This window comes from Bradyrhizobium sp. USDA 241, from assembly GCF_049739505.1.
In the GTDB taxonomy this organism is placed as follows: Bacteria; Pseudomonadota; Alphaproteobacteria; order Rhizobiales; family Xanthobacteraceae; genus Bradyrhizobium; species Bradyrhizobium liaoningense.
Genome location: NZ_JBMGPZ010000002.1, coordinates 148394 through 173662, shown reverse-complemented (window position 1 = coordinate 173662; position 25269 = coordinate 148394). Strand labels below are relative to the sequence as shown.

Below are 25269 nucleotides of genomic sequence, written 5' to 3'. Positions count from 1 at the left end.
AACGTGCGGACGTGATCTTTGCCGCACCTGAAGAGATCAGTAAGACCGTCGAGCGGCGATGCCAGGAGATGCGCGCATGGGCTTCTACAACGACGTCATTCTGCCACGGCTTTGCGACCTTGCGATGCGGAGCAAGGAACTTGCGCCCTACCGGCAACGCGCGACCCGTGCGGCTCAGGGCCGGGTCCTCGAGATCGGCGTCGGGTCCGGCCGCAACCTGCCATTCTACGGGGCTACGGTGACGCAGCTTGTGGGGCTCGAACCCGCTCCAAAGCTTCTCGAGATGGCGCGACACGCTCCACATCGGGAGACTCCAGTCGATCTCATTGAAGCTTCGGCCGAGGCGATTCCGATCGAGGACCGCAGCATCGACACGGTCCTGACGACCTGGACCATGTGCAGCATTCCGGACGTCGATCGCGCGATGACGGAGGCGCGGCGTGTGCTGAAACCGGGAGGGAAGCTGGTCTTCGTCGAGCATGGCCACGCGCCCGAACCGAACGTGCGCTGGTGGCAGGATCGCCTGACCCCCGCGTGGATGCGCATCTCGGGCGGTTGTCATCTCAACCGGGACATTGCTGACGTCTTGACCCGGAACGGCTTTCGCATCGACGAGATGCGCACCGGCTATATGAACGGGCTGAAGCCCATGACGTTTATGTACGAGGGCCAGGCGAGCCCCCGTTGATGCCTGCGACGTTCCGGCCTTGAGATCCAGCGAAGAAGGAAAGGAAGCCGAAGATGAGGGAACGCGGACATGTGATGACCCGTCGGTCGCTTGCAGGGCTGATGGCGGCGGCAGCGGCGGCAGTCCTGGCCAGGCCTGCCGTTGCGGCGCAGGCCGGAGAAACGACCGTCACGGTGCATAGGGATCCGAGCTGCGGATGTTGCGCAGGCTGGGTGCAGCATCTCCGGGACGCAGGATTTGTCGTCCAGGTGGAGGAGACCGCCGATCTCGACGCGGTTCGGAATCGTCTCGGCATCCCCTCGGACCTGGCCGCGTGTCACACGGCAGAGGTCGCTGGTTATCTCATCGAGGGACATGTGCCGGCCGCAGCCGTGCGGCGCCTCCTCTCGGAGCGCCCCATTGCGAAAGGGCTCGCCGTGCCGGGCATGCCGGTCGGATCGCCCGGGATGGAAGGCGGCAAGCCGGAGCCTTACACGGTCGTGCTGTTCGGTGCCGATGGTCAAAGGCCATTCATGCGCTTTATCGGCTCGCAGGTGATCGGTTGAGAGCCCCTTGATCAGGGAGCGCGCCGTCATGGAAATCGAGATCGCCACCTGCCGAAGGTCGCGCGCAGATCACGGACGATGTTGCCGTTTATGCCATCGCCGAGTCATGATTGGTTGACGTCCTGCAACATGGGTGGAAAGTCATGAAGATCGTCGTTTTGATCATCGCCTTGCTCGCGCCGGCTGCTACGTGGGCGCAGACACCGTACGCCGGCATGCAGTCCCGCCACATCAAGGCGCTCTCGGACCAGCAGATCGGCGATCTGCGGGCGGGGCGCGGCATGGGGCTCGCACTCGCGGCCGAGCTCAATGGATATCCCGGGCCCTCTCACGTGCTCGAACTCGCGGACCCATTGGGATTGAACCCGGAGCAGCGGAGCAAGGTCGAGGCGATGTTCTCCGAGATGAAGGCCGAGACCACTCCCATCGGCAGCAGATTGATCGAGAAGGAGGCGGATCTGGATCGGCAGTTCGCCAGCCGCACGATCACCGACGAGAGTCTGGGATCCGCCACGGCGGCGATCGCGAAGACGCAGGGAGAGCTGCGGCAAGCCCATCTCAAATATCACCTGCGCACCGCGGCGGTTCTCGATCAGGCGCAATTGGCAAGATACGCCGAGCTGCGCGGGTACACGTCCGGCGGCGCGGCGCAGCGCCATCGCCACCATCAATGAGCTGGCGCACGAGCCGAGCGTTGCCAATCCCTGGATGACGCCAAAAGAGCCGGTGTCATCTTCCGCCGCTACGGCTGTGGAGGATAGCGGTCGAACGTCGGCAGTTCGTGCGCATGCTCCATCCAGCGAAGACGTTCGGCGACCTGGATCTGGATCGTCGCCGGCACGGTCTCGGGATCGTCATAGGTCGCGCTCTGGATGTCGATGATTCCGGGCATTATGTCGGCATTGAAATAGAACAGGCCGGTGCCGCAGTCGCCGCAGAACTGCCGCCGGCCATGTTCCGAGGAGCGGTACACCTTCGGCTCGCCCTTGGTCACCTTGACGGCACAGTCCGGATACATCGTCCAGCCGACGACCGGGGCCCCGGCGTGGAGTCTGCAATCGCGGCAGTGGCACAGCGCATGCACGATCGCATCGCCCTCGACCTCATAACGGATTGCGCCGCAGTGACAGCCGCCGGTGATGGTGCTCATGCGTTCCTCCGATCGAAGATTGGGTTTGCCGATCGATAGCTCCCGGGATTTGCGGCATCAACGACGCAATCGGTTTGACGTTGCGTCCTACTGTCGCGTGACAGCTGCTGCCATGGGAGCAGCGCTGACTGCCGCGGGAAATGCAGGGCGCGCGCCGCAGTTCCGCGCGCCCGAGCTTGAATGAGCCCTGACGCGCAGTGTTGCGCGGCTGCGTTTCGGTCAACGACGTGGCCAGCGAAGCGCCAGGCTCGGGCTTCGGCTGAGAGTCACTTGCCGAAACGGCCTTCGAGCACGGCAATGTCTGCAAGTGACTCACAAGCGTCATTGCGGCTTGCTTGCTGCGAAACCGGAGAGCCTCCTGATATGGCAATGTTATCGAGGGAGGACGGCATACAATTTCGCGCACGGACGGATGGAGCCTGGCAGGCGTGCTTCCCTAATGCTCCTATTGACTCGCATCGCGAATGGGCAAATCTTTCCCGCAACGCAATTGTCATCGACAATTTCAACACTACTTCGGCGCCCCGGCCTTTATCGGCGCCATCTGGCCAAGTTTCTTCTGAACAGAAGCGGAGGGGTCCATGCGCGCGCTCGCCCTGAGAACCGTCTCTCTTTTCGCCCTCGCTATCCTGAGCTCAATTTCCGCCACGCCTGCCGCACGCGCGGAGGATGGGACCGATGAGCAGTTTGGCAAGGTTCACTTCCAGACCTCCTGCAACGAGGTGGCGCAGCGCCGTTTTGACCGTGGGATGCGCTATCAGCACTCGTTCTGGTACCGGCCCGCGAAAGAGATTTTCGAGGAGACGTTGCAGGCCGATCCGGAATGCGCGATCGCCTATTGGGGCATTGCCCTGAGCCTGCTGTACAACCCGCATTTTCCCGCGCCGAAGGAAAACCTCACTGACGGCCTTGCCGCGCTGCAGAAGGCCAAGGCAATCGGCGCCGGGACCGACCGCGAACGCGACTATATCGACGCGCTGCTCGCCTTCTATTCGGGCGATGAAAGGACGACGTTCGGTCAGCGCGCGCAAGCCTATCTCAAGGCAACCGAAGCCGTCGCCGCGCGTTATCCCGATGATGACGAGGCGCAGATCGCCTACGCCATCACGCTGAATGTTACGGCGTCACCAAACGACAAGACCTATGCCAACCAGCTCAAGGGCGCTGCAATCCTGGAGCCGATCTTCAAGCGGCAGCCGCGGCACCCCGGCGTCGCGCATTATCTGATCCACCTTTACGACTATCCGGCGATCGCAGAGCAAGGTCTCGACGCCCGCCAAGCGCTATTCCGAGATCGCGCCGGCGGCGCCGCATGCTTTGCATATGCCCTCGCACATCTTTACGCGTGTCGGCTACTGGAACGAATCCATCGACGCCAACATCCGTTCCGCCAAGGCTGCCAAGGAGGGCAAGGATCCCAGCGAGCAGCTGCATGCCGACGACTATATGGTCTACGCCCTGCTCCAGCTTGCGCAGGATAGCCGAGCCCGCGACGTCATCGCGGACATGGTTGCGACCACCGGCTATGCGCCGGCCGTCCGCGCCGGTCCTTACGCGATAGCTGCCAGTCAGGCGCGCTATATGGTCGAGCGCGGCGATTGGCAGGGCGCTGCCGCGCTGAAGGTCGAGCCGAGCCGGTTTGCCTATGTCGATGCGATCACCTATTTCGCCCGCGCCCTTGGCGCCGCACGCTCCGGCAATGCTGACGCAGCGACGCCTGATATCGCCAAGCTGGCGGAACTGCGGGACAAGCTGCAGCGGGACAAGGATGCTTATTGGGCCGAGATCGTCGACATTCAGCGGCAGGTCGCCACGGCCTGGCAGCTCAATGCCCAGGGAAGACAGGCGGACGCGTTGGAAGCGATGCGCCTTGCCGCCGATGCCGAAGACAAGACCGAAAAATCCATCGTGACGCCGGGACCGCTTGCGCCGGCACGCGAGCTCTACGGGACCATGCTGCTTGAACGCGGCATGACGACGGAGGCATTGGCCGCGTTCGAAAGCACCATGCGCAAGGAGCCGAACCGCTTTGGCGCGATGATCGGCGCCGCTCACGCCGCCGAGAAAGCGGGCGACGCCGTGAAGGCACGCCAATACTACGCGAAAGTCGTCGATATGGCGCGAGATGGCGACTCCTCGCGGGAGGACCTCGCGGCCGCACGAAAGTTCATGGCTCAGAACTAGCAAAAGTGCGGCGGCAGCCTTCATGCGCCCGACAAGCAAATTCGTCGCGATCAGCGCAGCCACCGCACTGCTCTGCGCAGCCGCTGCGGTCTGGATATGCCGATCCGGCGAACCGGGACGCGCAACAGCGGCATCCGGCGAGGTCCGCCCGGTGTGGACGGAAACCGACTGGCCCTTCGGCGTAGATCCCTGGGGGAAGGGAAAGGCGTTCCGCTGCAAGGCCGACGATTGCGGCGGCGAGGTCCAGCTCTACGTTCGCGCCAAGCTCGGCTTTTGCAATTGCACCGCCGGCATCGCCGACGATGGCGACCTCGATCAAATGGGCGACCTGGCGCTGATTGGCAAGGCGACGCCGATCGGTGCCGGCCGAGAGATCATGGTCGGTCCGATGCGCGGCCGCAGCCGGGCCTATCGCGTCGAGGGAAGTCGCAACGCCGCGCTCTCACTCGCCTTCAATCAGCGCTGCGACATGGTGGCCGCGACGGCTTTGGTCGGACCGGGCGCGCCCGCGTCAATGGAGCCGGCGGTGCTGGCGTTCCTCAATGGCGACCGCATGTTGAAATGGGCCGAGATCGCGCTCGGGTTATGACTGGAAGCAATTCGGCTTCCGTCGTTCGCAAAGGACCTCCTGCTCTTCTTTCAAAGGAATGCGTCCACGTTAGTACCCGTGGGCAACGGGCGCGGACTTTGTGATCGGGGCCTTAGTTGATCGGTTCGTAACGCGAAATCGGCTCACTGCCTCACTCGCGGCCTGGGCGCATATGGCCATGAAGGGACTCATGCACCTCCGCAATTGTCCTCCGCAATTGTCCTCGCTATTCGATCACCTCGTCGGCGCGGACGAGTAGTGAGGGCGACACGGTGAGGCCCAGCGCTTTGGCAGTCTTCATGTTGATGATCAGCTCGAATTTGGTCGGCCTCTCTACCGGCAACTCGGAAGGCTTGGCGCCTTTGAGAATCTTGTCCACGTAGTGCGCCGCACGGCGGAACAGATCTCGGGGGTCGGCTCCGTACACCGACAATCCGCCATCGGCATAGTGCCGGAACAGATAGTTTGCCGGCAGGCGATATTTCGCCGCGAGCGCGATAATCCGCGGAGCCTGAACATAGGTGAGCGTATCGCCAAAATCGATGATCGCATCGGCGTGCTGGGCGGCAGCGGATGCAAACGCGACGTCGAGCTCCTCGGCCGTGGCCGCCTCGACCGGCAGCAAGGCCACGCCGAGCTCCCGGCCTATGCGGGGTACGTCTTCTGCGAGATATAGCCTTTGCATGGGGTTGGCCGGATTGACCAAGAGCGCGATCTTCGAGGCCCTGGGAACGAGTTCCCGAAGGATTTCGAGACGTTTCGCGAGGAAGTCATCCGGGACCATGGTCGAAAGGCCCGTCACGTTGCCTTCGGGACGCGACAGGCTTTGCACGAGGCCAAGCTTCACGGGATCGGCCACACTCACGAATACGATAGGAATGGTGGTGGTTGCCGACTTCAGCGCTACGGCCGCTTGCGGACCGGGGGCGACAAACAGCTCGGGACTGAGGGCAATCAGATCGGCGACAGACGTCGCCAGTCGATCCGAGGGATGAGAAAAGCGATACTCGATGACGAGATTTTTTCCTTCGATCCAGCCGAGGCTTCGCAGCGTGTCAAGAAGCACAAGCTCGGCTTGATTGAGGGCTTTCCCGCCTCCATCACCTACAGCGAGAAAGCCGAGTCGACGGCGTTTTCCCTGCGCGCGCGAATAGCATGGCGAAATGAGCAGCGCCGCGGTGCCCGCTATGAACTCCCGCCGTTTCATTCGACCCTCATCGCAGCGTGAGGACCAGGGGCGGCAGGGTATCACCTTTCGATGGTCGTCGCACTCTGTAGCTGCAAATGCTGCGCCGCAAATGTGACGCGTGGCTCGGGACGGGCTATGGGTCGAGACTCGCGGACCTCACGGGAGCGAGCGCTGAGGTCAGCTATGGGGCAAGGCGCTCCTCGCTCCGGGATAGGCGCATCGCCCAATGTTGCCTGCCTACACGTTGAGCCATGGTGATCGTGCCGGAGCGGGCTTCACGACCGAAGGTGGGTTAGCGTTCGGCTCCTTCGCGTGATCGACGCGCGCGCGGCAATCTCGGCGTGCGGATATGCTTGCCCCTTTGGTCTCGGGCTGGACTGCAGGCGCTTCGCCAATCGAGCCGGGCCAGGCAGCCAAATCCAACTCTGATCGAGCTGGCACGATGGTCTTGCTTGTCATCGGGAACGATCGTGTTCTCTCTGTCATCGCAATCTCTGTTCCCAAATGAAAACACCCGCGGCGGATTGCTCCGCGCGGGTGTGACGAACTTTCGATGATGCCAGTATGCCGGTGTTTTGAGCTATGGCGGAATCTGGGTGATGACGGTGTGAGGAAGGCGGCGTATCGAGGCGGGTGACGAGCCTGCCAGAACCTCTCGAGGAGAGCGATACGCCATGACCGAGACTACCAATGTTCTTGCTTTCCGTCAGCCGTCCGCGGTTGATGATCCACTGACCGATATCGTTCGTGCCGGCGCGCGGGACCTGCTTGCCAGGGCGATCGAGATCGAGGTTGGCGCGTTTCTGGCCAGCACGGCCAATCTGACGCTGCCCGACGGTCGAGCGCGCCTGGTCCGACATGGGCACGGTCCGGTGCGCGAGATTGCGACCGGCATCGGTCCGGTGGAGGTCGCTCGTCCCAAGGTCCGCGACCGCGGAGCGAGCGGGCCAGGCGACCGCCTCCGCTTCAGTTCGGCAATCCTGCCGCTATGGGCGCGGCGGACGAAGAGCCTGGATGCCTTGATCCCGGTCCTCTATTTGCGCGGCATCTCGACCGGCGACTTCCAGGAGGCGCTCTCGGCGCTGCTCGGCAAGGATGCGCCGAACCTGTCGCCTTCGGTGATCGCCGGCCTGAAGGCCGATTGGCAGGTCGAGTACGAACGCTGGCAGAGACGCGATCTGTCGGCGCGTCGCTATGTCTACATCTGGGCCGATGGCGTGTACCTGCAGGCCCGCATGGAAGATCACAACGAATGCATGCTGGTGCTGATTGGCACCACGCCGGAAGGCAAGAAGGAGCTGATCGGCTTCCAGGTCGGCGTGCGCGAGAGCGCGCAGAGCTGGCGCGAACTCCTGATCGACCTGCGGCAACGCGGGTTACGGATTGCCCCGCAACTCGCCATCGGCGACGGCGCCCTCGGCTTCTGGAAGGCACTGGACGAGGCCTTTCCCGGCACGCGGCACCAACGATGCTGGTGCCATAAAGTGAGCAACGTACTCGACAAGGTCGCCAAATCCGTGCAGGGCCCCATGAAGAACGACCTGCGGAACATCTATCTGGCCCCACACCGGGCCGAAGCTGAAACCGCGATCGACGTCTTCGTCGAGAAATACCACGTCAAATACGGACGTGCGGTGGAGTGCCTGATCAAGGATCGCCATGCGCTGCTCGCCTTCTTCGACTTCCCTGCTGAGCACTGGATCCACCTACGCAGCTCGAACCCGATCGAGAGCGTCTTCGCCACGGTGCGCCACCGAACGGTGCGGACCAAGGGATCGCTGTCGCAACAAACTGCGAAGCTGATGGTGTTCAAGCTCATCGACGCCGCATCGAAGACCTGGCGGCGATTGAAGAGCACGAACCAGTTGCCGAAAGTCATCGCCGGTGTAAAGTTCATCGACGGAATCGAAGTCATTCCGAACACTGAAAGCCACGCCGCCTGATCAGGCCGCGTCACCCAAAATCAGCCATAGCTCTGGTGTTTTGCCCGACGAGTCAAAGGAGCGCACGCCTCGCCCGGCAGCTTCGTTATCGCTGACCGAGGAGCATAATGATTTCAATGGCCTCGCTACTGTGCATGGGGTTGTTTTCGCGCTTTTATGTTCTGCAGCGCTAAAACGGCCGCGCTCAGCGCCGGCTGCGTGGCGCTTCGGCCTTGGCCGGCGGCTCGGTCTGCGGCGCGCAGGTCGCCGCTGCCAGCGAGCTTTGCGCCTGCGGCATCAGGCCGGGCTCGGGGGCGAGCGCCTTCATCAGGATCAGGCCGGTGGTAGCAGGGGAATCGATGATCAGCCGGTCGGCCGCGGTGACCTCTTCGTCCTCGGGCAGCTCGCTGTGCTGCGCTTCGGTCATCAGGTCGAGTTCGATCACCTTGCGGCCCGCGGAGCGGTCGTTGATGGCGTAATAGGCGATCTCGTTGCGGGTGTAGAACGAAACAGAGGTGTAGGCCTGGCTCACCGGCACCGTCAGCTTGATCGGTCCGCCCGACAGATCGTAGCGGCAGATCGCAAGCGCAAAGGCCGGATCCATGAACGGCATCGGCGAAGTGTTGGGGTCGGCGAGGGGAAGCTGGGTGACGGCGTTCACCTTCGTCATCGGCGTCAGCCGCGAATAGGCATCCTGCGTAGCGATCCGCGGCAGCGCCAGCACGCTGACGAGATGGACCACGAGGCCCAGCACCACGCCGGCAACGATGGTGAATGCGAGCCGGATCATGAGCAGCCCGCCGTCGTGATGCTTGGCATCGGCGCATCGCGCTGGGTGCGCGTCGCGACCCCGACCGGGGTGTCGTAGAGGCGCAGCATCAAGGCGTAGCGCTCGATGCCGCCGGTCGGCAGCCAGTTGCCGGCACGGGAGCGCGAGGCGATGCGGATCTCGAACGAGCCGTCGGACTGCCGGACGATCTCCTGGCTGGTGAAGCCGTAGCGGGCAAGCGAATTGGCGACGAGATGGCCCTTGCGATCATACAGCGTCAGCGTCCAGAACCGCGCCGGCGGCGTCACGCCGGAGACGACGACATCGCAGCGGCCGTCGAGCGCCTTCTTCTTGTCGTCGGTGGTGGCGGTGAAGGCGACGCCGTCGCCGGTGCCGATCGGCAGCTCGCCGTTGCGCACGATGGTGGCGCGCGAATAGGGGTCGGCGTCGGCGGTGCCGGTGCGCGGCCGCGCGGTCCAGGCGCCGATGGTCAGCGTGCCGATCTCGGTGCCGCGCGTCGTCGTCATCCAGGTCGCGCCGACGCCGACCACCGTTGCGAGAAGAAGCGCCGTCAATGTGATCAGGATCAGCCGCACGGGTTTCGATCAGTTCTTGCGCGGGGCAGAGGCGTTGACGTTCTCTTCCGCATAGTTTTGCGGGAAGGCGAGCGCGCTCGTCGCCGAGGACGGCTTGGCCGCCTTGCTGTCGTCGGCCGCGGATTTATTCGCGGTCCTGGCCGCATCATCGAGCAGCTTCTCGACGCGCACCAGGACGTCGGCACCGCGCTTGGTCAGCACCGGCGGCGGACCCGGCTTGGTCTCCAGCACCTTCGCCGCCGCATTGGCCTGCGCGTTGGAGACATGCTGCGGCGGCAGCTTCTGGCCCATGCCGATGCCGGGGATCTCCCGGACCTCGACGCCCTGATGGGCCGCGAGCATGATGTCGTGCCAGGTCTGCGCCGGCAGCGAGCCGCCGGTCATGCGATTGGTCGGCGAATAGTCGTCGTTGCCGTACCAGACCGCGCAGGTGAAGTTGCCGGTGTAGCCGACGAACCAGGCGTCGCGATACGCATTGGTCGTGCCGGTCTTGCCCGCGGTCGGAATGCCGTCGAGCGCGGCGCGGCGTGCGGTGCCTTCGCTGACGACGTGGCTCATCATGCCCGCCATGTCGGCGGCAACGGATGCGGGGATCGCCTGCCGCGGCTTCGGACCGTCGCGGTCCCAGCGCCAGACGAGGTCGCCGGCGCCGGTGCGCACTTCGAGCACCGCATGCGGCGTCACCGCCTTGCCGCGGTTGGGGAAGGTCGCGTAGGCGACGGCATGCTCGAGCACGGTGACTTCGTCCGAACCGATCGGCAGCGACGGCGTGTCGGGCAGCGGCGCCTTGAGACCGAAGCGGCGCGCGACCTCGACGATCTTGGCGCGGCCGATCTTGGCCGGGTTCGGCGCCTTCGGCTGATCCCGCCGGCCGATCTCGATCGACAGCTTCACCGGCACGACGTTGATCGAGCGCGTGATCGCCTGGGTCAGCGTCACCGAGCCGGAATAGGAATGGCCATAGTTCTGCGGGCACCAATTGCCGATGCAGACGGGGCCGTCGACCACGATCGAGTTCGGCGTGTAGCCGTTCAGCAGCGCCGTGGTGTAGACGTAGGGCTTGAACGAGGAGCCGGGCTGCCGATAGGCGTCGGTGGCGCGGTTGAACTGGCTGGCGCCGTAGTCGCGGCCGCCGACCATGGCGCGGATGCCGCCGTCGAGATCGGCAACGACGGTCGCAGCCTGCGTTGCGTGATAGTCGCGGCCGAACTGGCGCAGCTGGTTCTCGACCGCGTCCTCGGCCGCCTTCTGCACGTTGGTGTCGATCGCGAGCCGCACCACGAAGACGCGCTCGGTATAGGACTTCGGGAAGGTGTCGACCAGCTTGCGCATCTCGTCGAAAGCGTAGTCGAGATAATAGTTCGGCGAAGCCTCGTCGCGGCGGTCGACGGCGAAGGCCGGATTGCGGCGGGCGCCGAACACCTGGCCCTCGGTCATGAAGCCGGCATCGACGAGGTTGTCGAGCACGACGTTGGCGCGGGCGCGGGCGGCGGGCAGGTTGATGTGGGGAGCGTATTTCGTCGGTGCCTTGAACAGGCCGGCGAGCATCGCAGCTTCCGCCAGCGTCACGTCGCGCGCCGACTTGTTGAAGTAGAAATGCGCCGCGCCGTCGACGCCGAACGTGCCGCCGCCCATATAGGCGCGGTCGAGATACAGCTTGAGGATCTCGTTCTTGGTCAGGCGCCATTCCAGCCAGATCGCGAGGAAGGCCTCGTTGACCTTGCGCTCGATGGTGCGCTCGTTGCTCAGGAACAGGTTCTTGGCGAGCTGCTGGGTGATCGAGGAGCCGCCCTGGCGCACGCCGCCGGCCTGGGCGTTGGTGACGAGCGCGCGCGCGGTGCCGGCGATGTCGATGCCGAAATGCTCGTAGAAGCGGCGGTCCTCGGTCGCCAGCGTCGCCTTGATCAGCACATCGGGGAAGTCTTCCAGCGGGATCGAATCGTTGTGCTTGATGCCGCGGCTGCCGATCGGATTGCCGTAGCGGTCGAGGAAGCTCACCGCGAGATCGGACTTCTTCAGCCAGTCCTCGTCCGCGGTCTCGCGGAAGGCGGGGATGGCGAGGGTGAGCATCACGACCAGGCCGCCGAGCCCGAGCGTCGCGGCCTCCGACAGCGGCTCGATGAACACCCAGCGCTTCCAGCGCCCGACATAGAACCGGTCCATGAATGTCGAGTAGCGCTCGTAGAGCTCGCGGATGCCCTTGGCCGAGGAGAACAGCGAGGAGTCGATACGCGCATCGAGGTCGAGGAAGAAATTCCGGACCCTCTGCTTCCAATGCGGTGGTATGATCTGTCGCACCTAGAACCCTTGAGGCTTGCTTCGAGCGTTCAAGCACCCGGCCGGGGCGGCATCGAGACATCTTGGGCGAATGTTGCGGCAAACCCAAGGCGCCCGGCCAGCATCCGAGGGACTTGCTGTTCCTTCTAGCCGAGCGGGGCCCATAAACCAATGGTCACGCTCGCGATTTTGAACAACAGGCCTAATTGACACCGGGTCATTACGGGCTTCAGAGAGGCCTCGCTTGCACCCTTGCGGCCGCGCCGCCTAGATGGCGTCGCCGTAGCTCTTTCGAATTCTTGTTGAGGCGCATGACCGCAGCTCCCAAACGACCCTCAGGCCAGGAAGAATTCTTCTGGAAAACCAAGACGTTGGAAGAAATGTCGGGGTCCGAATGGGAAAGCCTGTGCGACGGCTGCGGCCGCTGCTGCCTGAACAAGCTCGAAGACGAGGACACCGGCCGGATCTACTTCACCCATGTCGGCTGCAAGCTGCTCGACGGGGCTAGCTGCGCCTGCAAGGACTATCCGAATCGTTCCGAGAAGGTTCCGGATTGCGTCCGCCTGACCCCGGCCAATGTCCGCACCCTGAACTGGCTGCCGCCGAGCTGCGGCTACAAGCTCGTCGCCGAGGGGCGCGACCTCTATTGGTGGCATCCGCTGGTTTCGGGCGATCCCAACACCGTGCATGAAGCCGGCGTCTCCGTGCGCGGCCGCGTCGAGGGAAGCGAGGAGGAGATCCCGGACGAGGAGCTCGAGAACCACATCGTGCAATGGCCGGCCGTGCTGCCGAAACGGGCCCGTCTGAAGCGACGCCCAAGGGACTGACAAGGGACTGATCCGTCGCCCCTTGCGATCACGTGTTCGGGATGACCCCGGGGCGGGATGCACCCATGCGCCGTGGTGCCTGCCTGGGAAGAACTTTGCTGTCTACATTGGATTGCATAGAACGAATCCTTCGCGGCGTTGCGCCGCCACATGACGTCCGACGAGATGAACAAAATCGAACGGCAGAGTGCTGCCGACGTCCAGACATTGCCTGACGACATTGCCGACGAGCTGTCCCGCCTTCCCAGCGAGGTGTTGAGCGTCGATGACGCGCCGTCCATCACGCCGCCGGTGCCGCTGACCTCCGACGAGGTCCGCACCATCGTCATCAGCCTGATGCTGACGATGTTCCTGGCAGCGCTCGACCAGACCATCGTGGCGACCGCGCTGCCGACCATCGGGCGGCAGTTCCAGGACGTCTCCAATCTCTCCTGGGTGATCACAGCCTATCTGCTCGCCTCGACCGCGGTCGCGCCGGTGTTCGGCACGCTCAGCGACATCTACGGCCGTCGCGTCATGATCATCATCTCGCTCAGCCTGTTCGTCGCGGGCTCGGTGCTGTGCGCGATCGCCCCGAACATGCCGATGCTGATCCTGGCGCGCGGCCTTCAGGGCCTCGGTGGCGGCGGCATCATGCCCGTGGTGCAGACCGTGATCTCCGACGTGGTGAGCCCACGCGAGCGCGGGCAATACCAGGCCTATTTCTCCAGCGTCTGGATGGTCGGCGGCATTCTTGGCCCGGTCATCGGCGGCGTGTTCGCCGAGCATCTGCACTGGTCGATGATCTTCTGGATCAACCTGCCGCTCTCGGCCGCTGCGATCGCGCTTCTGCTGCCGAAGATGAAGAAGATCCCGGTGTTCCATCGCAAGCGCAAGGTCGACTGGCTCGGCGGCGTGTTGCTGATGGCCTCCGCCGTGGTCTTCATGCTGGTGCTGACCTGGGGCGGCACGCGCTATCCCTGGCTGTCGCCGACCGTGCTCGCGATGGTCGGTGGCGCGGTCGCGCTCGTCGTCAGCTTCGTCTGGCACGCCCGGCGCGCCGACGAGCCGTTCCTGCCGCTGCCGCTGCTCGGCGGAAGCGTCGTGCCGTTCGGGCTGATGGCAGGCGGTTGCGCGCTCGGCGCGATCACGGGCCTCACGGTCCAGCTGCCGCTCTATTACGAATCCGTCTATCACCTCAGCGCCAGCGAGGCGGGGCTTGCGTTGATTCCGCTGGCGGCCGTCTCGACCCTCGGCGCGGCCATCGCCGGGCGCACGATGGCTCGGGCCAAGCACTACAAGCGCGTCGCCATCATCGGCACATCCTGGGCCGCGCTGTGCGGCCTCGGTCTCACGCTGACGACGCTGCCGCTATGGGGCCTGCTGACGCTGATGGCCGCGTTTGCGCTCGGCCTCGGCACCACCTTTCCGGTTTGCGTGGGTCTCGGTGCAGAATTCGGTCGCCCGGCCGCAGGTCGGCACCATCACCGGCGCGTTGAACTTCTTCCGCTCGCTGATGTCGTCCTTCACGGTCGCGGCCTTCGCAGCCATCCTGCTGATCGCGCTCGGCACCGACATCCCGCTCGCCGGCGAGCATCATGCCGCAGGCGTCGTCAATGCCATTCCCACCGAGGACATGCGGCATGCGTTCCGCTACGTCTTCGGCGCCGCCACCGCGCTGATGACGGGTGCTGCGCTGTGCCTGATCGCGATGGAGGAGCGGCCGCTGGCCGGCCCCACCGTGACCAAGCACGTCGAGATGGCGGAGTGAGCGGCGCCGCCGGTCGAGCATGATCCTTCGGAGGACCGCGGCCTTTCCGGATTACGCCCAAAGCATGATCCGGAAAAGTGCGAAGCGGCTTTCCGTAAAGATCATGCGTAAGCAACAACCTGAAGCGCGATGGCCATTCATCCAAATCCCATCGCGCTTTAGCCGCCGCGATCGGGATCGTCATCCCCTGCGCTCGTCGTCTGCCGCGCTTTCGCCGCGAGCTGTCCCTTCAGCCGTGCGAGCGCCTCGGCCGACCAGTCATTGACATCGGTCACCGCGACCCAGGCGTCGACGTAATGCTCGGGCGCGTAGACATGGCCAAAGCCCATCGGGGTATGGGTCGCGACCGCCATGTCGAGGGCGAGCTGCAGCATCGTGACGATGGGATACCACCGCAGCTCGGGTGAGACGTCCGGCCCGCGCGGCACCGCCATCCAGGCCGGCGCCTGGTAGGCGTCGCTGTAGGAAAAGAACGTGATCGCGTCACTGGCATATTGCAGATAGACGACGCGCATCGCACCCCAGGGCGCATCTGCCGGCACTGTCGCTCCATTCTGGTTCATGAAGCGGACGAAGCGGCCGTCGCGAAATTTCGGCAGCCACGCCGGCGTGCCCGGGTTGCGGTTCGCGGTGATCGAGCGCCAGATGCGGCTTTCGAACGGCGGCCCGCTCCAGAGCGCGCCCGCAATCGGATCGCCGATCGTCTCGAACAACTCCGCAGATTTTTCCGAGTTCATGGCGCCGAGACTGAGGCCGTGCAGATACAGCTGCGGCCGGCCGTCCTTCGGCAGCGTTGTCCAGTAGCCATAGATTTCAGCGAACAGCGCACGCGAGGCCTCTGCTCCGTACTCCGGCTGGAAGAGCAGCGACAGCGGGCTGTTGAGATAAGAGTATTGTATCGCCACGCTCGCGATATCGCCATGGTGGAGACATTCCACCGTGTCCATCGCGGCCGGATCGATCCAGCCGGTGCCGGTCGGCGTGATCACGACCAGGACCTTGCGCTCAAAACCGTGCTGACGCTTCAGCTCGTCGAGCGCGAGCCTGGCGCGCGCCCGCGGCGTGTCGCGGCCGGCGAGCCCCACATAGACGCGCACGGGATCCTGGGCGGGCCGTCCCGTGAAGGCGCTGATCTCGGCTGCGGTCGGGGCCGAGGCAATGAACCGGCGGCCCATGCGCCCGAGTTCCCGCCACTTCACGAGGGAGTCCGGGCTGCCCGTCCGGTTCGACGCGGTCGGCTGCGGCCGCTCGGGCTCGAGCAGAATATCGAGTTCGCGGAAGGAGGAGTCGAGCGCGTTGAATGCGGTGCGGATCAGGACATTGCTGGCGATCGACCAGAACAGCAAGCCCGCGAGCAGCACGCCGATGACGTTCGCCACCTTCGGCGGGATGACGAGCCGCGTTCGCGCCGCGAGAAAGCCGGCGACCAGCGCGAACAACCGCCCCAGCACCAGCAGCACCACGAACGTGGCCAGGGCGATGGCGCAGACCTTGAGCGGATGCGCGGTCTCGACCGGCGCCATCTTCATCACGGCGCGGATCGAGTTCTGCCATTCGGCGGCGCGCCACAGGCATACCAGGACGACGAGCAGGCAGATCACGGCGGCCAGTGCATTCGCAATCGATCTCGCGCGCGCCGACGGTTCGGGCAGTTCCAGATAGTGCCACAGCAGCCGCCGCCACAGCACGCCGCCGAAATAGCCGATCGCAAAGCAGCCGCCGGCGAGCGCACCTTGCGTGAGATAGCTGCGCGGGATCAGCGTCGGCGTCAGCGCGGCCGCGAAGAGTAGCGCGCCCAGCATGAGGCCGACGCCGGAGAGCGAGAGCAATTGGCGCCGAATGAACCGCGCGAGACTCTTCAATGAATCCTCCGAGGTGATGCTATCCCTTGTCGCTCCTCATGGATCCGCTCTTCCGCGGCAGGAGAATCGTGAATTCGGCGAACTCTCCCGGCGCCGTCGCGACGTCGATCGTGCCGCCGTGCTGCTTCACCACGATGTCGTGGCTCATCGACAGCCCCAGGCCGGTGCCTTCGCCGGCCGGCTTGGTGGTGAAGAACGGATTGAACATCTTCTCCTTCACCTCGTCCGGAATGCCGGTGCCGTTGTCGCGGATGCGGATCTCGACGCTGTCGCCGCGGTCGCGCGTCGCGGCAAGCACCACCGGCGCATAATCGGTGGCGCCGTCCGCCCTGCGCCTCGCGACCGCATGGAAGCCGTTCGAGATCAGGTTCAGCAGCACCCGGGTGATCTCCTGCGGAAACACTTCGGCTTGCCCGGCCGCGGGATCGAGCTCGCGCTCCAGCCTCACGTTGAACCCCGGCTTTTCGGCGCGCGCGCCGTGATAGGCGAGGTTGAGGCTTTCCTCGACCAGCGCGTTGATGTCGCTCAGCCCATGCTCGCCGCCGCCCTCGCGTGAATGCAGCAGCATGTTCTTGACGATGGAATCGGCGCGGCGGCCGTGCTGCACGATCTTCGCCAGATTGTCCTTCAGGAGGCCCGTCAGCTCCTCGACGTCCGCGCGCACGTTCTCGGCGAGCGATACCGGCGCAAGCACATCGTTCAGCTCCTCGGTCAGCTCGGCAGACAGCGAGGCGAAATTGTTGACGAAGTTGAGCGGGTTCTTGATCTCGTGCGCGATGCCCGCGGTGAGCTGGCCGAGGGATGCGAGCTTCTCGGTCTGGATCAGCCGGTCCTGCGCGGCGCGCAGATCGTCCAGCGATCTGGCGAGCTCGCTTGTGCGGTCCTGCACCTCGTTGAACAGGCGCGTGTTCTCGACCGCGATCACCGCCTGGTCGGCAAAGGTCTTGAGCAGGTTGATCGCCTTGTCAGGGAAATGACCGGGCTCCGGCCGCGTGACGGCGATGGTGCCGATCGCGATGCCGTCGCGCAGCATCGGCACCACCAGGATGCTGCGATAACCTCGCGTTCGCGCCAGTTCCTTCATGGCTTCGGTGAGGTCGGGTTCGCTCTGCATGTCGCTGCGGAAGGCATATTGACCGCTTCGGGCCACTCGGCTGTGAATGCCCGAGCCCGACAGCGGCGCCGGGAAGGAGCTGAGCAGATCGGCGTTGCCGGCTTTATTGTCGGTGGTGAAGGCCGCCAGATGCAGCATGCCGTCGATGACGCGGGTGACGGTGGAGGAGTGCCCGCCGATCAGCGACTTGGCGCTGTCGGAGATGGCCTGGAACACCGGCGTGACGTCTGATGGTGAGGCTGCGATCACCTTGAGGATATCGGCGGTCGCGGTCTGACGTTCCAGCGCTTCCCTGGTCGCGTTGAACAGGCTGACATTCTTGATCGCGATCACCGCCTGGTCGGCGAAGGTCTGGAGCAGCCGCACATGATGCTCGGCGAAGCTGCCAGTCGCACGGCGCGTGGCGATGATGATGCCGATGGCTTCGCCCTCGCTCATCAGCGGGGTGAACAGCATGCTGCGATAGCCCCGCGCACGCGCGATGTCGCGTGCGGCCGGCTCGAGCTCGGTGTCGGGCAGTTGCGCGGCGGCACCATTGGCAACCAGCTGATAGGGCGGGAACTGTGCGAACGGCACCGGGAACGAGGCCTGGAGCACGCGATCTCCGGCCGGATCGGTCGGCGTGAATGCCGCAAGGTGGGCGGCGCCGTCGATATAACGCAGCACCGCGGTGGAGAAGCCTCCGATCAGCCGGTTGGCGTTGGCAGCGATGGCGTCGAACACGGGCTGCATATCGGACGGCGAGGCGGCCATCACCCTCAGGATGTCGGCCGTGGCGGTCTGCCGCTCCAGCGCCTCGCGCGTCTCGTTGAAGAGCCGCGCATTCTCGATCGCGATCACGGCCTGGTCGGCAAAGGTCTGGAGCAGCTGTACGAGATCGGGCGCGAAGGCGCCAGTCTCGGCCCGCGTGACGCTGATCATGCCGACCGGCGCGCCCCGGTTCATCAGCGGCATGAACAGCACGCTGCGAAAGCCGCGCAGCCGCGCCAACTCCCGGTTCAGCTCCGGAACGTCGGCCGCCTCGCTGTCCGGAAACTGGATCGTCTCGCCGTCGCGCACCAGCGCAAAGGTCGGGAAGTCCGCGATCTTGCGCGGGAACGCGGCCCTCAGCCCTTCGTCCGCCTCCGGGCTGGTCGGTGTGAACGCCACGAGGTGCAGCTCGTCGCCGATAAACTGGAGCACGGTAGCTGAGAAGCCGCTGAGCAGGTGTTTCGAGCTGGACGCGATCGCCGCGAAAACCGGTCGCGCGTCGGAAGGCGAGGCCGCGATGGTGCGCAGGATCTCGGCGCTCGCGCTCTCGCGATCCCGCGCAATCGCAAGCTCGCTGCGCAGCCGCGCGTTCTCGGCTGCAACTTCAGCGGCGATATCCTTCGGAGGGTTGGTCATTCGCAATCCGGCTTGATGCCGCGACAGGCGCAGCACCGGGCCGGATTATCACATCCCGCGTGGCAGGAGCCAGCCTCGACGACAGCGGCACAGAGCCGAGATGAACTTGATTGAAGCGACGAAGCCGGCAGGCGGGATCACCTCTCCCCGTCGGAGTGAGGTGGATGCGGCGCAACCAGCCGGGCTTGATGCCACCCATGCTCAAGTGCGCCCGCTCACGTGCCCGGCCGCGACACCTCGGTCTCCTTGCTGGTGATGAACTCGAGCAGCACCGGGACGCCTTCCCGCGTCTTCTGGATGCCCCGCTTGATCGCGGGCACGATGTCCTCCGGCCTGGTCACCCGCTCGCCATAGCCGCCGAAAGCGCGCGCCATCGCGGCGTAGTCGCCGGAAATGTCGGTCGAGCGATACTTTTCGGTCGAGACCGGCATCACCTTCAGTTCGATCGCCATCGAGAAGTTGTTGAGGCAGGATCGACATGATCGGAATGCGCTCGCGCACCGCCGTCTCGAAATCCATGCCCGTGAAGCCGATAGCCGCATCGCCCCAGACATTGATGCAGAGCTTGTCGGGCCTTGCGAGCTTGGCGCCCATCGCCAGCCCAAGGCCGTAGCCAAGCTGCGTCGTCTTGCCCCAGCCGAGATAGGTGAGGGGCTCGACCGCTTTCCAGAACGGAGAAAGCTGGTCGCGCGGACTGCCGGCATCGTGGGTGATGATGGTGTTCTCGATGTCGACGGTGTGCTGGAGGTCCCACAACACGCGGTACGGGCTCAACGGTGCGTCGTTGCTGGTCAGCTTCGGCATCCATTTCGCCAGCCACTCCTTGTGAGAGGCCGCGATCTCGGCCGCGACCGCCGACGCGTCGCGATCCGTGGTGACTGTCTTGCCGATCTCCTCCAGCAGCGCGTCGAGCACGAGGGCGGCGTCGCCGACGAGGCCGATCTTCGCTTCCACGTCCTTGTTGAGATGATTGGGATCGAGCGTGGAGTGAATGATGGCCTTGCCCTTCGGCATCGCGACGCCGAAATTGGTCTCGGTGAAGGAGCAACCGATGCCGAAGATGACGTCGGCCTCGCTCAGAAACTTCGGAACCGCGCGCGGCACCGCAAGGCCGCCGGAGCCGAGCGAGAGCGGATGCGTTTCCGGAAACGACGATTTGCCTCCGAGGCTGGTGGTGACGGGGATCGCCAGCCGCTCGGCGAGCCGTTTCAGTTGCGGCCAAGCCTGTGCGTAATGCACGCCCTGGCCGGCATAGATGACCGGCCGCTTCGCGTTGACGAGAAGGCCGGCCGCTTCCTTCACATGCACGGGATCGGCGCCGTAGCGGGTGCGCAGCACCGGCGTGTAGTCGAGCGGTTCCGGCACCTCCTCGTTCCACATGTCCGAGGGGATCTCGACGATAACAGGCCCGCCGCGGCCGTTCTTCAGCTTGGTGAAGGCGCGGCGGAAGATGTTGGCGACTTCGGTCGCGAGGATGATCGGCTCGGACGATTTCGCGAACGGCTTCATCGCCTCGCTGGAATTGAAGTTCGGCTCGATGTGCGCAAGCCTGCGCTGATAGCCCATCGGCAGCACCAGCACCGGCACGGACTCGCCGAAGCATTGCGCGACGCCGCCCATCGCATTCTCCGCACCCGGCCCGTGCTGCATGCAGAACGCGCCGATGCTGCGCCCCGACGTGACCCGCGAGATCGCATCCGCCATGTGGATGCCGACGCGCTCCTGCCGCACCATGACGGGGCGGATCTCGGCTTTCGCCGCGTGCTCGATCAGATGGTTGACCGGATAGCCGCAGAGGATCTCGATCCCCTCGCGCCTCATGATTTCCGCGATCGCGGTCCCGAGCTTCATGGCGTCTCTCTCCCTTGGGCATGGCCGGTTGGTCCCGGCCGATTGGAGAGAGAGGATCAGGAATTACGCGAGGCGTAAAGCACGCACGGCTGGTGCGGCGGTAGGCCAGCTATGCATCGCGGGCGTGCACTGGCTTCGGCTGGCGATAGTGACCGCAGCCGCTCGCCGTCGGCGGCGCGCACTGCAGCAGGTGCGAAGCTGCAACCAGATCCGGCGTCTCGAAGCCCTCGGCGAAGCCTTCATAGATCGGGGCGAGCAGTCGGACAGCCTTGACCTTGCGGCCGGTGCCGAGCCAGTGTGCGGCGAGATCGGTGGCGATGCGCAACTCGAATGTCGCCGCTCCTATGGCGCGTGCTTCGGCGAGTGCCTGTTCTAGCCGTTTTTCAGCGCGCAGCGGCTCGCCGGCGTGGAGAAGGACCGCTGCGTCGACCCGTTGAAGCTCCGATCGGCACCAGAGCTCGCCTTGACGTTCCTGATGGCCGATCGCCCGCGTGATGGCCTCGCGCGCCTCCGCGATCCGCCCTTGCCGCAAATAGGCGCGGGCGAGGACCGCGAGATAGCTGCCGATCCGCATCAGGAAGCGACATTCGATCAACTCTTCGATCGCGGCTCGAATATCCTCCACCGCGCGCCGATCGCCACGCAGGTCGCGAAGGCAGGCGGAGAAATAGCGCTCGACCGGAACCCAGCGCGAGATGCGCTCACGTTCCAGGTTGCGACGCAGACGCTCGGTGAAGCTCGCGAGCGCGTCCAGATTACCGGTTTCGAGCGCGACAGGAAGCGCGGCGAGCCCGAGCGCATTCGACTGCGACACCCAATGGCCGCTGCGATCCGCGGCCTCGACGGCGTCGCGGGCCAGCCTCGCAGCGTAGTCGGCTTGCCCCTGCATCCACGCCACGAACGGCAGGTTGAAGCGGACGGTGATGAACCGGTAGACTTCGTTCGCATCCTTGCGTGAACGGCCCTTGGCCAGCGAATAGGTTGCCGCGAGACGATCCAGAACTGCGCGGCTCTTGCTCAATTCTCCGGCAAAGGCGCAGGCCCATGCCAGCGCGCGGTCGGCTTCGGACGTTGCCGTCAAATCGCGGTCGCGGTCGGCTAGCTCCGTGGCCTCCTCGAGATAGGTTATGGCGCGCGGGACCTGGCCAATCTGCAGCAGGTAGAAGGCAAAACCGACCAGCGCGCGCTGCTGATACTCGATGTTGCCGGCGCTCCTTGCAAAGGCGATCGCATCGAGCCAGGCGACCTCGTTCTCATTCGACATCTTGCGGGCGTAGAACAGGCTCCATCCAAGGGCGCAGGCGAGCTTTGCCTTCAAAAGATCGTCGCACGCGACGGTCTCGGCCAAGGCGAGCGCGTCCTCCAGCCGCGCCTGCGCTTCCGACAGGATGGAGGTTTCCGACCACAAGGTGATCGCTGCAACCGTGAGCTTGATTCCGAGGACAGCATCGCCTTCCTCGCCGAATGCCCATGAAAGAGCGGCGCGCAGATCGGCGATGCGACCAAGGTAGCGCTGTGTCCAATCGGCCGGCTCGCGCCAGTTCCATTCCTTCTCGGATTGTTCGAACAGCGCGAGGACGCGTTGCGCATGGCGGCGCAGCGCCTGGCCGCAGGCAGAATCGGCCCGGCGCCGCTCGGCGGCATAGCGCCGCGTGCTGTCGAGCAATCGGTAGCGCAGGCTTGCGCCCTGGGCCTGCGCGCTCAGAAGCGATTTGGCGACGAGACTGCCGAGTCCGGTGACGACGTCGACCGGCGTGAGCCCTGCCGCCTCGGCGACGAAGACCGCGTCCTCAACCTCGAAGGCGTCGCTGAACACCGACAGCAGGCCGAACAGTCTGGCTTCCCTCTGCGACAGCAGCCTGAAGCTCCAGTCGATCGTCGCCATCAGGGTTTCCTGGCGCGGCGGCGCGCCATCGGCGGCGGGGGCGCGAAAACCCAGATTGTGGTCGAGGATTGCCACCAATTCGCGAGGATTGAACCTGCCGATCTGGGCTGCCGCCAACTCGATGGCAAGCGGAATGCCGCCGAGTGAGTGGCAGATCCAGGCGATGGCCTCGCAATCACGATCGACGAACTGGTAGTCCGACCATTCGGCGGCGCGGCGAACGAACAACTGCACCGCGGGAAACCTGACGGCCTGATCGACGGTCAGGGCATAGCCGGATTTCGGTGAGGCCAGCGAACCCAGCCGGACGATATGCTCGGTGGCGGTGCCGAGTGGCTCGCGGCTCGTGGCAAGCAATCTGGAAGGCGATGTGTCCGCCATGAACCGGCCGGCGAAGATCGTCGCGGCGGGCAGCACATGCTCGCAATTGTCGAGAATGAGCAGCATCTGCCGCGGTCTCAAATAGTCGAGGGCCGCGGCCAGACTGTTGTCCGGATTGCCTCTGATGCCCAGCGCCGTCACCAGTGCCGCGCCGAACAGCGTCGGATCGGAGATCGTGGCGAGATCGACGAAGCAGACGCCGTCGCGACACCGTGGCGCAAGCGCCTGGGCGACCGCCACGCCAACTGTCGTCTTGCCAATTCCTCCGGCGCCAGCCAGGGTCACATGCCTGTTGTCGGCCAGCAGACCCGCGATCTCGACGATTTCCGCTTCACGACCAACGATGCCGCGCGGCAATGGCGGATTGGACAACGGGAGCGGTTCGGCGAACGCCAGATCATCCTCGGTCTCGCCGATGCTGATTTGCACCTCGGCGATGAACTTGTACCCGCGGCGCGCCACGGTCGCGATGTAGACGGGTTCGATCTGGGTATCTCCCAGCGAACGCCGCAAGCTCCACATGTTGACCTTGAGATTGCTGTCGTGGAGGAAGGTGCCCGGCCAGGCCGCGGCCATCAGCTCATTCTTGCTGACGAGTTCGCCGCAGCGCTGCACCAGCACCTGCAAGAGTTCGAATGCGCGGCCGCCCAGTTTGACCGGGCGTCCGTCGAGAAGAAGCAACTGGCGGCGGGGAACCAGCCGAAATGGGCCGAAGCAGTATGTGAGCTCCTGTCGGAGTGTGGCCCGTTGCCGTGTCTCCGTGGCAGCTCGCATTGATCCATGCCAATCGATCGAACAGATCGCCTGCCATTATCATGCACTGCAAGATGGTTGAAGTGAGTCGTTCTGAATTCGCACGAATCGCCGCGGGCATCTGCCGCGGGATCGTTGCGACAAAATCGCTCATGCGCCGGCCGGAAGATGCGGGGGGACGGCTTCTCGACCGAACTCTCTATTTTTGAGGTTTGCCGAGAACCGCCATGCGCATGACTTCGACGCCGCCGTCGGCAAGTTCCGGAAGCTTGGCGAACCAGTCCTTCACATAAGGCATCGCGTTATGCGCGTCGAAATCGGCCTGGCTGGCGAAGACCTCGTAGAAGATGAAATTACCGGGCCTGGCGCGGTCTTCCTGAAGGAAATAGACCAGGTTCTTGGGATCGCCGCGAACCAGCGCGATCAGCGGCAGCGTGGCGGCGCGCAGCGCGTCTTCTTTACCGGGCTTGGCTCGCACCTGCGCCACGACCGAATATGCGCCATCCGGAATCTCCTGATAGCGCACGCGCGGCGCTTCCTCGGCGACCGCGGACGGCGCCGTCATGGCCATCGAGGCGGCGGACAGCAGGACGCAAAGCGAATTGCGGACGAGACTTTGCATGATGAGCTCCTTCACATGTGATCGTGTGCGAGGCGGCCAGGGAACCGGCACTGACCGGTCGCGCGCCGCGTTTGAGGCGTCAGCGCACGACTTTTTGCTGCCGCTTTGCCAGGGCCTCGCTGAAGCGCTTCTTGACCGGGTCGAGCGCTTTGACGAATTCGAGTTGCTCGCCCTCGGGACCTTTGCAATAGATCAGCTCCCAACCGTTCGAAGGCTCCGCCGTCACGCGGTTCGTGTTGGCGCTGCGTGGAGCCGCCTTGCGGTCTGCTTCCGTCATGACGCGGATGGTGCGGTTCGCTCTCACCTGTGTCATGCCGCGGCGCGCCGATTCGGCTTCGAGATCGGCGATGAACTTGTTGAAGTCGACGTCGTCGCGAACGTAGAAGCAGATGTGCATCATGCGCGGAAAAGCCGGGCTCATGTGCTCCAGCGGCTCGGCAAAGCTCTTCGCGCTGCCCATGGGCTGATCGGCCTCACGATATTGCAGCAGTTCGAGCACCATGTTGTCGAACTGGATGAAGCGGACATCGAGCCGCTGCGCTCCGCTTCGCAGGTCGGGAACGCCGATCGTCCGCGGATTGACCCCGCGTGCGTTCGCCTCGATCTCCTGGTCGGCCAGCAGCGTGTTCTGCACCCCGTCGCCCTGGAAGTCGCCATGGCGAAAGACCTCGGTGCCGCCGAGCACCTCCGTATAGAACTGATAGGCCCGCTCCATGTTCTGGACCGTCAACCCGAAATGCTGGACGCCCTGGAGCCGCGCGCCGAGCGGCGCCTCGTTACGCTCGGCTGGGGACATGCCGTCCGGCGCCGCGGACGCGGCTGAGGGCATGCTGCCGACGGCAAGACCGGTGATCATCGCGGCGCCTGCCGTGCGAAGCAGGTTGCGGCGTTCGATTTCGGCGATGTTGCACGTTTCGTCGGTCATTCTC

Annotated in this window: 18 protein-coding genes and 2 pseudogenes; 9 read left to right on the top strand and 11 right to left on the bottom strand. The window is 64.8% G+C overall.

From position 1 onward, the window contains the following. Positions 1-76 precede the first annotated feature (76 nt). The 3 genes from ABIF91_RS01765 (at position 77) to ABIF91_RS01755 (ending at position 1907) form a co-directional block, all read left to right on the top strand. Entirely contained in the window at positions 77-688 is a 612-nt protein-coding gene (locus tag ABIF91_RS01765) for a class I SAM-dependent methyltransferase (RefSeq protein ID WP_028180397.1), read from the top strand. A gap of 74 nt (positions 689-762) precedes the next feature. Then, positions 763-1233 (top strand): DUF411 domain-containing protein, encoded by a 471-nt coding sequence (locus ABIF91_RS01760; protein ID WP_085967420.1) that lies wholly within the window; start codon positions 763-765, stop codon positions 1231-1233. A 143-nt stretch (positions 1234-1376) separates the two neighbouring features. Then, a complete protein-coding gene (locus tag ABIF91_RS01755) occupies positions 1377-1907 on the top strand; it encodes a Spy/CpxP family protein refolding chaperone (protein ID WP_035694343.1) in 531 nt (176 codons plus the stop codon). A 68-nt stretch (positions 1908-1975) separates the two neighbouring features. On the opposite strand, the gene ABIF91_RS01750 is transcribed toward ABIF91_RS01755, so the two are convergent. Beyond that, positions 1976-2383, bottom strand: coding sequence for a GFA family protein (locus ABIF91_RS01750; protein WP_028180399.1), 408 nt, complete (start codon positions 2381-2383; stop codon positions 1976-1978). Between the two features lie 581 nt (positions 2384-2964). Here ABIF91_RS01750 and ABIF91_RS01745 point away from each other — a divergent pair. The 3 genes from ABIF91_RS01745 (at position 2965) to ABIF91_RS01735 (ending at position 5156) form a co-directional block, all read left to right on the top strand. Then, entirely contained in the window at positions 2965-3864 is a 900-nt protein-coding gene (locus ABIF91_RS01745; RefSeq protein ID WP_424578721.1) for a hypothetical protein, read from the top strand. Further along, positions 3830-4567, top strand: a complete 738-nt coding sequence (locus ABIF91_RS01740) for a hypothetical protein (protein WP_424578720.1) — start codon at positions 3830-3832, stop codon at positions 4565-4567. The genes ABIF91_RS01745 and ABIF91_RS01740 overlap by 35 nt, the downstream gene beginning before the upstream one ends. A 151-nt stretch (positions 4568-4718) precedes the next feature. Further along, the gene (locus ABIF91_RS01735; protein WP_424578719.1) at positions 4719-5156 is read left to right on the top strand and encodes a hypothetical protein; all 438 of its coding nucleotides are present in this window, start codon (positions 4719-4721) and stop codon (positions 5154-5156) included. A gap of 226 nt (positions 5157-5382) precedes the next feature. Here ABIF91_RS01735 and ABIF91_RS01730 read toward each other — a convergent pair whose 3' ends face one another. Then, complete coding sequence (locus tag ABIF91_RS01730; protein ID WP_284280520.1) at positions 5383-6363, bottom strand: ABC transporter substrate-binding protein; 981 nt, start codon at positions 6361-6363, stop codon at positions 5383-5385. Positions 6364-7019: 656 nt separating this feature from the next. On the opposite strand from ABIF91_RS01730, the gene ABIF91_RS01725 reads away from it, so the two are divergent. Further along, complete coding sequence (locus ABIF91_RS01725; RefSeq protein WP_424578718.1) at positions 7020-8288, top strand: IS256 family transposase; 1269 nt, start codon at positions 7020-7022, stop codon at positions 8286-8288. A gap of 184 nt (positions 8289-8472) precedes the next feature. Here ABIF91_RS01725 and ABIF91_RS01720 read toward each other — a convergent pair whose 3' ends face one another. The 3 genes from ABIF91_RS01720 to ABIF91_RS01710 are packed head-to-tail and all read right to left on the bottom strand — an operon-like array spanning position 8473 to position 11930. After that, on the bottom strand, positions 8473-9057 hold the full coding sequence (locus ABIF91_RS01720; RefSeq protein WP_028177841.1) for a DUF1254 domain-containing protein: 585 nt from the start codon (positions 9055-9057) through the stop codon (positions 8473-8475). Further along, positions 9054-9632: a DUF1214 domain-containing protein gene (locus ABIF91_RS01715; RefSeq protein WP_028177842.1), complete on the bottom strand. Its 579-nt coding sequence runs from the start codon at positions 9630-9632 to the stop codon at positions 9054-9056. Before ABIF91_RS01715 ends, ABIF91_RS01720 begins: the two co-directional genes overlap by 4 nt. 9 nt (positions 9633-9641) lie before the next feature. Continuing rightward, entirely contained in the window at positions 9642-11930 is a 2289-nt protein-coding gene (locus tag ABIF91_RS01710) for a transglycosylase domain-containing protein (protein ID WP_028177843.1), read from the bottom strand. A gap of 290 nt (positions 11931-12220) precedes the next feature. Here ABIF91_RS01710 and ABIF91_RS01705 point away from each other — a divergent pair, with 290 nt between their 5' ends. Next, entirely contained in the window at positions 12221-12736 is a 516-nt protein-coding gene (locus ABIF91_RS01705) for a YcgN family cysteine cluster protein (RefSeq protein ID WP_028177844.1), read from the top strand. Between the two features lie 165 nt (positions 12737-12901). Continuing rightward, a pseudogene (locus ABIF91_RS01700) lies at positions 12902-14486 on the top strand (MDR family MFS transporter). A gap of 158 nt (positions 14487-14644) precedes the next feature. Here ABIF91_RS01700 and ABIF91_RS01695 read toward each other — a convergent pair. The 6 genes and pseudogenes from ABIF91_RS01695 to ABIF91_RS01670 form a co-directional block, all read right to left on the bottom strand. Then, entirely contained in the window at positions 14645-16288 is a 1644-nt protein-coding gene (locus ABIF91_RS01695; protein WP_424579072.1) for an alpha/beta hydrolase, read from the bottom strand. Positions 16289-16367: 79 nt separating this feature from the next. Beyond that, positions 16368-18848, bottom strand: a complete 2481-nt coding sequence (locus ABIF91_RS01690; RefSeq protein ID WP_424578717.1) for a GAF domain-containing protein — start codon at positions 18846-18848, stop codon at positions 16368-16370. A 215-nt stretch (positions 18849-19063) separates the two neighbouring features. Then, positions 19064-20699, bottom strand: a pseudogene (locus tag ABIF91_RS01685) (thiamine pyrophosphate-requiring protein). Between the two features lie 109 nt (positions 20700-20808). Beyond that, positions 20809-23646, bottom strand: a complete 2838-nt coding sequence (locus tag ABIF91_RS01680) for an ATP-binding protein (RefSeq protein WP_028177848.1) — start codon at positions 23644-23646, stop codon at positions 20809-20811. Between the two features lie 271 nt (positions 23647-23917). Then, entirely contained in the window at positions 23918-24391 is a 474-nt protein-coding gene (locus ABIF91_RS01675) for a putative quinol monooxygenase (protein ID WP_424578716.1), read from the bottom strand. Positions 24392-24419: 28 nt separating this feature from the next. Beyond that, positions 24420-25265, bottom strand: coding sequence for a VOC family protein (locus ABIF91_RS01670; protein ID WP_028177850.1), 846 nt, complete (start codon positions 25263-25265; stop codon positions 24420-24422). Between the last annotated feature and the right edge of the window lie 4 nt (positions 25266-25269).

Excerpts from the sequence above, each read along its gene's own strand:
- ABIF91_RS01760 (WP_085967420.1), top strand. The coding sequence starts at position 763 with ATGACCCGTCGGTCGCTTGCAGGGCTGATGGCGGCGGCAGCGGCGGCA.
- ABIF91_RS01690 (WP_424578717.1), bottom strand. The coding sequence starts at position 18,848 with ATGACCAACCCTCCGAAGGATATCGCCGCTGAAGTTGCAGCCGAGAAC.
- ABIF91_RS01695 (WP_424579072.1), bottom strand. The coding sequence starts at position 16,288 with ATGCTGGGCGCGCTACTCTTCGCGGCCGCGCTGACGCCGACGCTGATC.
- ABIF91_RS01730 (WP_284280520.1), bottom strand. The coding sequence starts at position 6,363 with ATGAAACGGCGGGAGTTCATAGCGGGCACCGCGGCGCTGCTCATTTCG.
- ABIF91_RS01765 (WP_028180397.1), top strand. The coding sequence starts at position 77 with ATGGGCTTCTACAACGACGTCATTCTGCCACGGCTTTGCGACCTTGCG.
- ABIF91_RS01740 (WP_424578720.1), top strand. The coding sequence starts at position 3,830 with ATGGTCTACGCCCTGCTCCAGCTTGCGCAGGATAGCCGAGCCCGCGAC.
- ABIF91_RS01750 (WP_028180399.1), bottom strand. The coding sequence starts at position 2,383 with ATGAGCACCATCACCGGCGGCTGTCACTGCGGCGCAATCCGTTATGAG.
- ABIF91_RS01745 (WP_424578721.1), top strand. The coding sequence starts at position 2,965 with ATGCGCGCGCTCGCCCTGAGAACCGTCTCTCTTTTCGCCCTCGCTATC.
- ABIF91_RS01670 (WP_028177850.1), bottom strand. The coding sequence starts at position 25,265 with ATGACCGACGAAACGTGCAACATCGCCGAAATCGAACGCCGCAACCTG.
- ABIF91_RS01705 (WP_028177844.1), top strand. The coding sequence starts at position 12,221 with ATGACCGCAGCTCCCAAACGACCCTCAGGCCAGGAAGAATTCTTCTGG.
- ABIF91_RS01725 (WP_424578718.1), top strand. The coding sequence starts at position 7,020 with ATGACCGAGACTACCAATGTTCTTGCTTTCCGTCAGCCGTCCGCGGTT.
- ABIF91_RS01755 (WP_035694343.1), top strand. The coding sequence starts at position 1,377 with ATGAAGATCGTCGTTTTGATCATCGCCTTGCTCGCGCCGGCTGCTACG.
- ABIF91_RS01720 (WP_028177841.1), bottom strand. The coding sequence starts at position 9,057 with ATGATCCGGCTCGCATTCACCATCGTTGCCGGCGTGGTGCTGGGCCTC.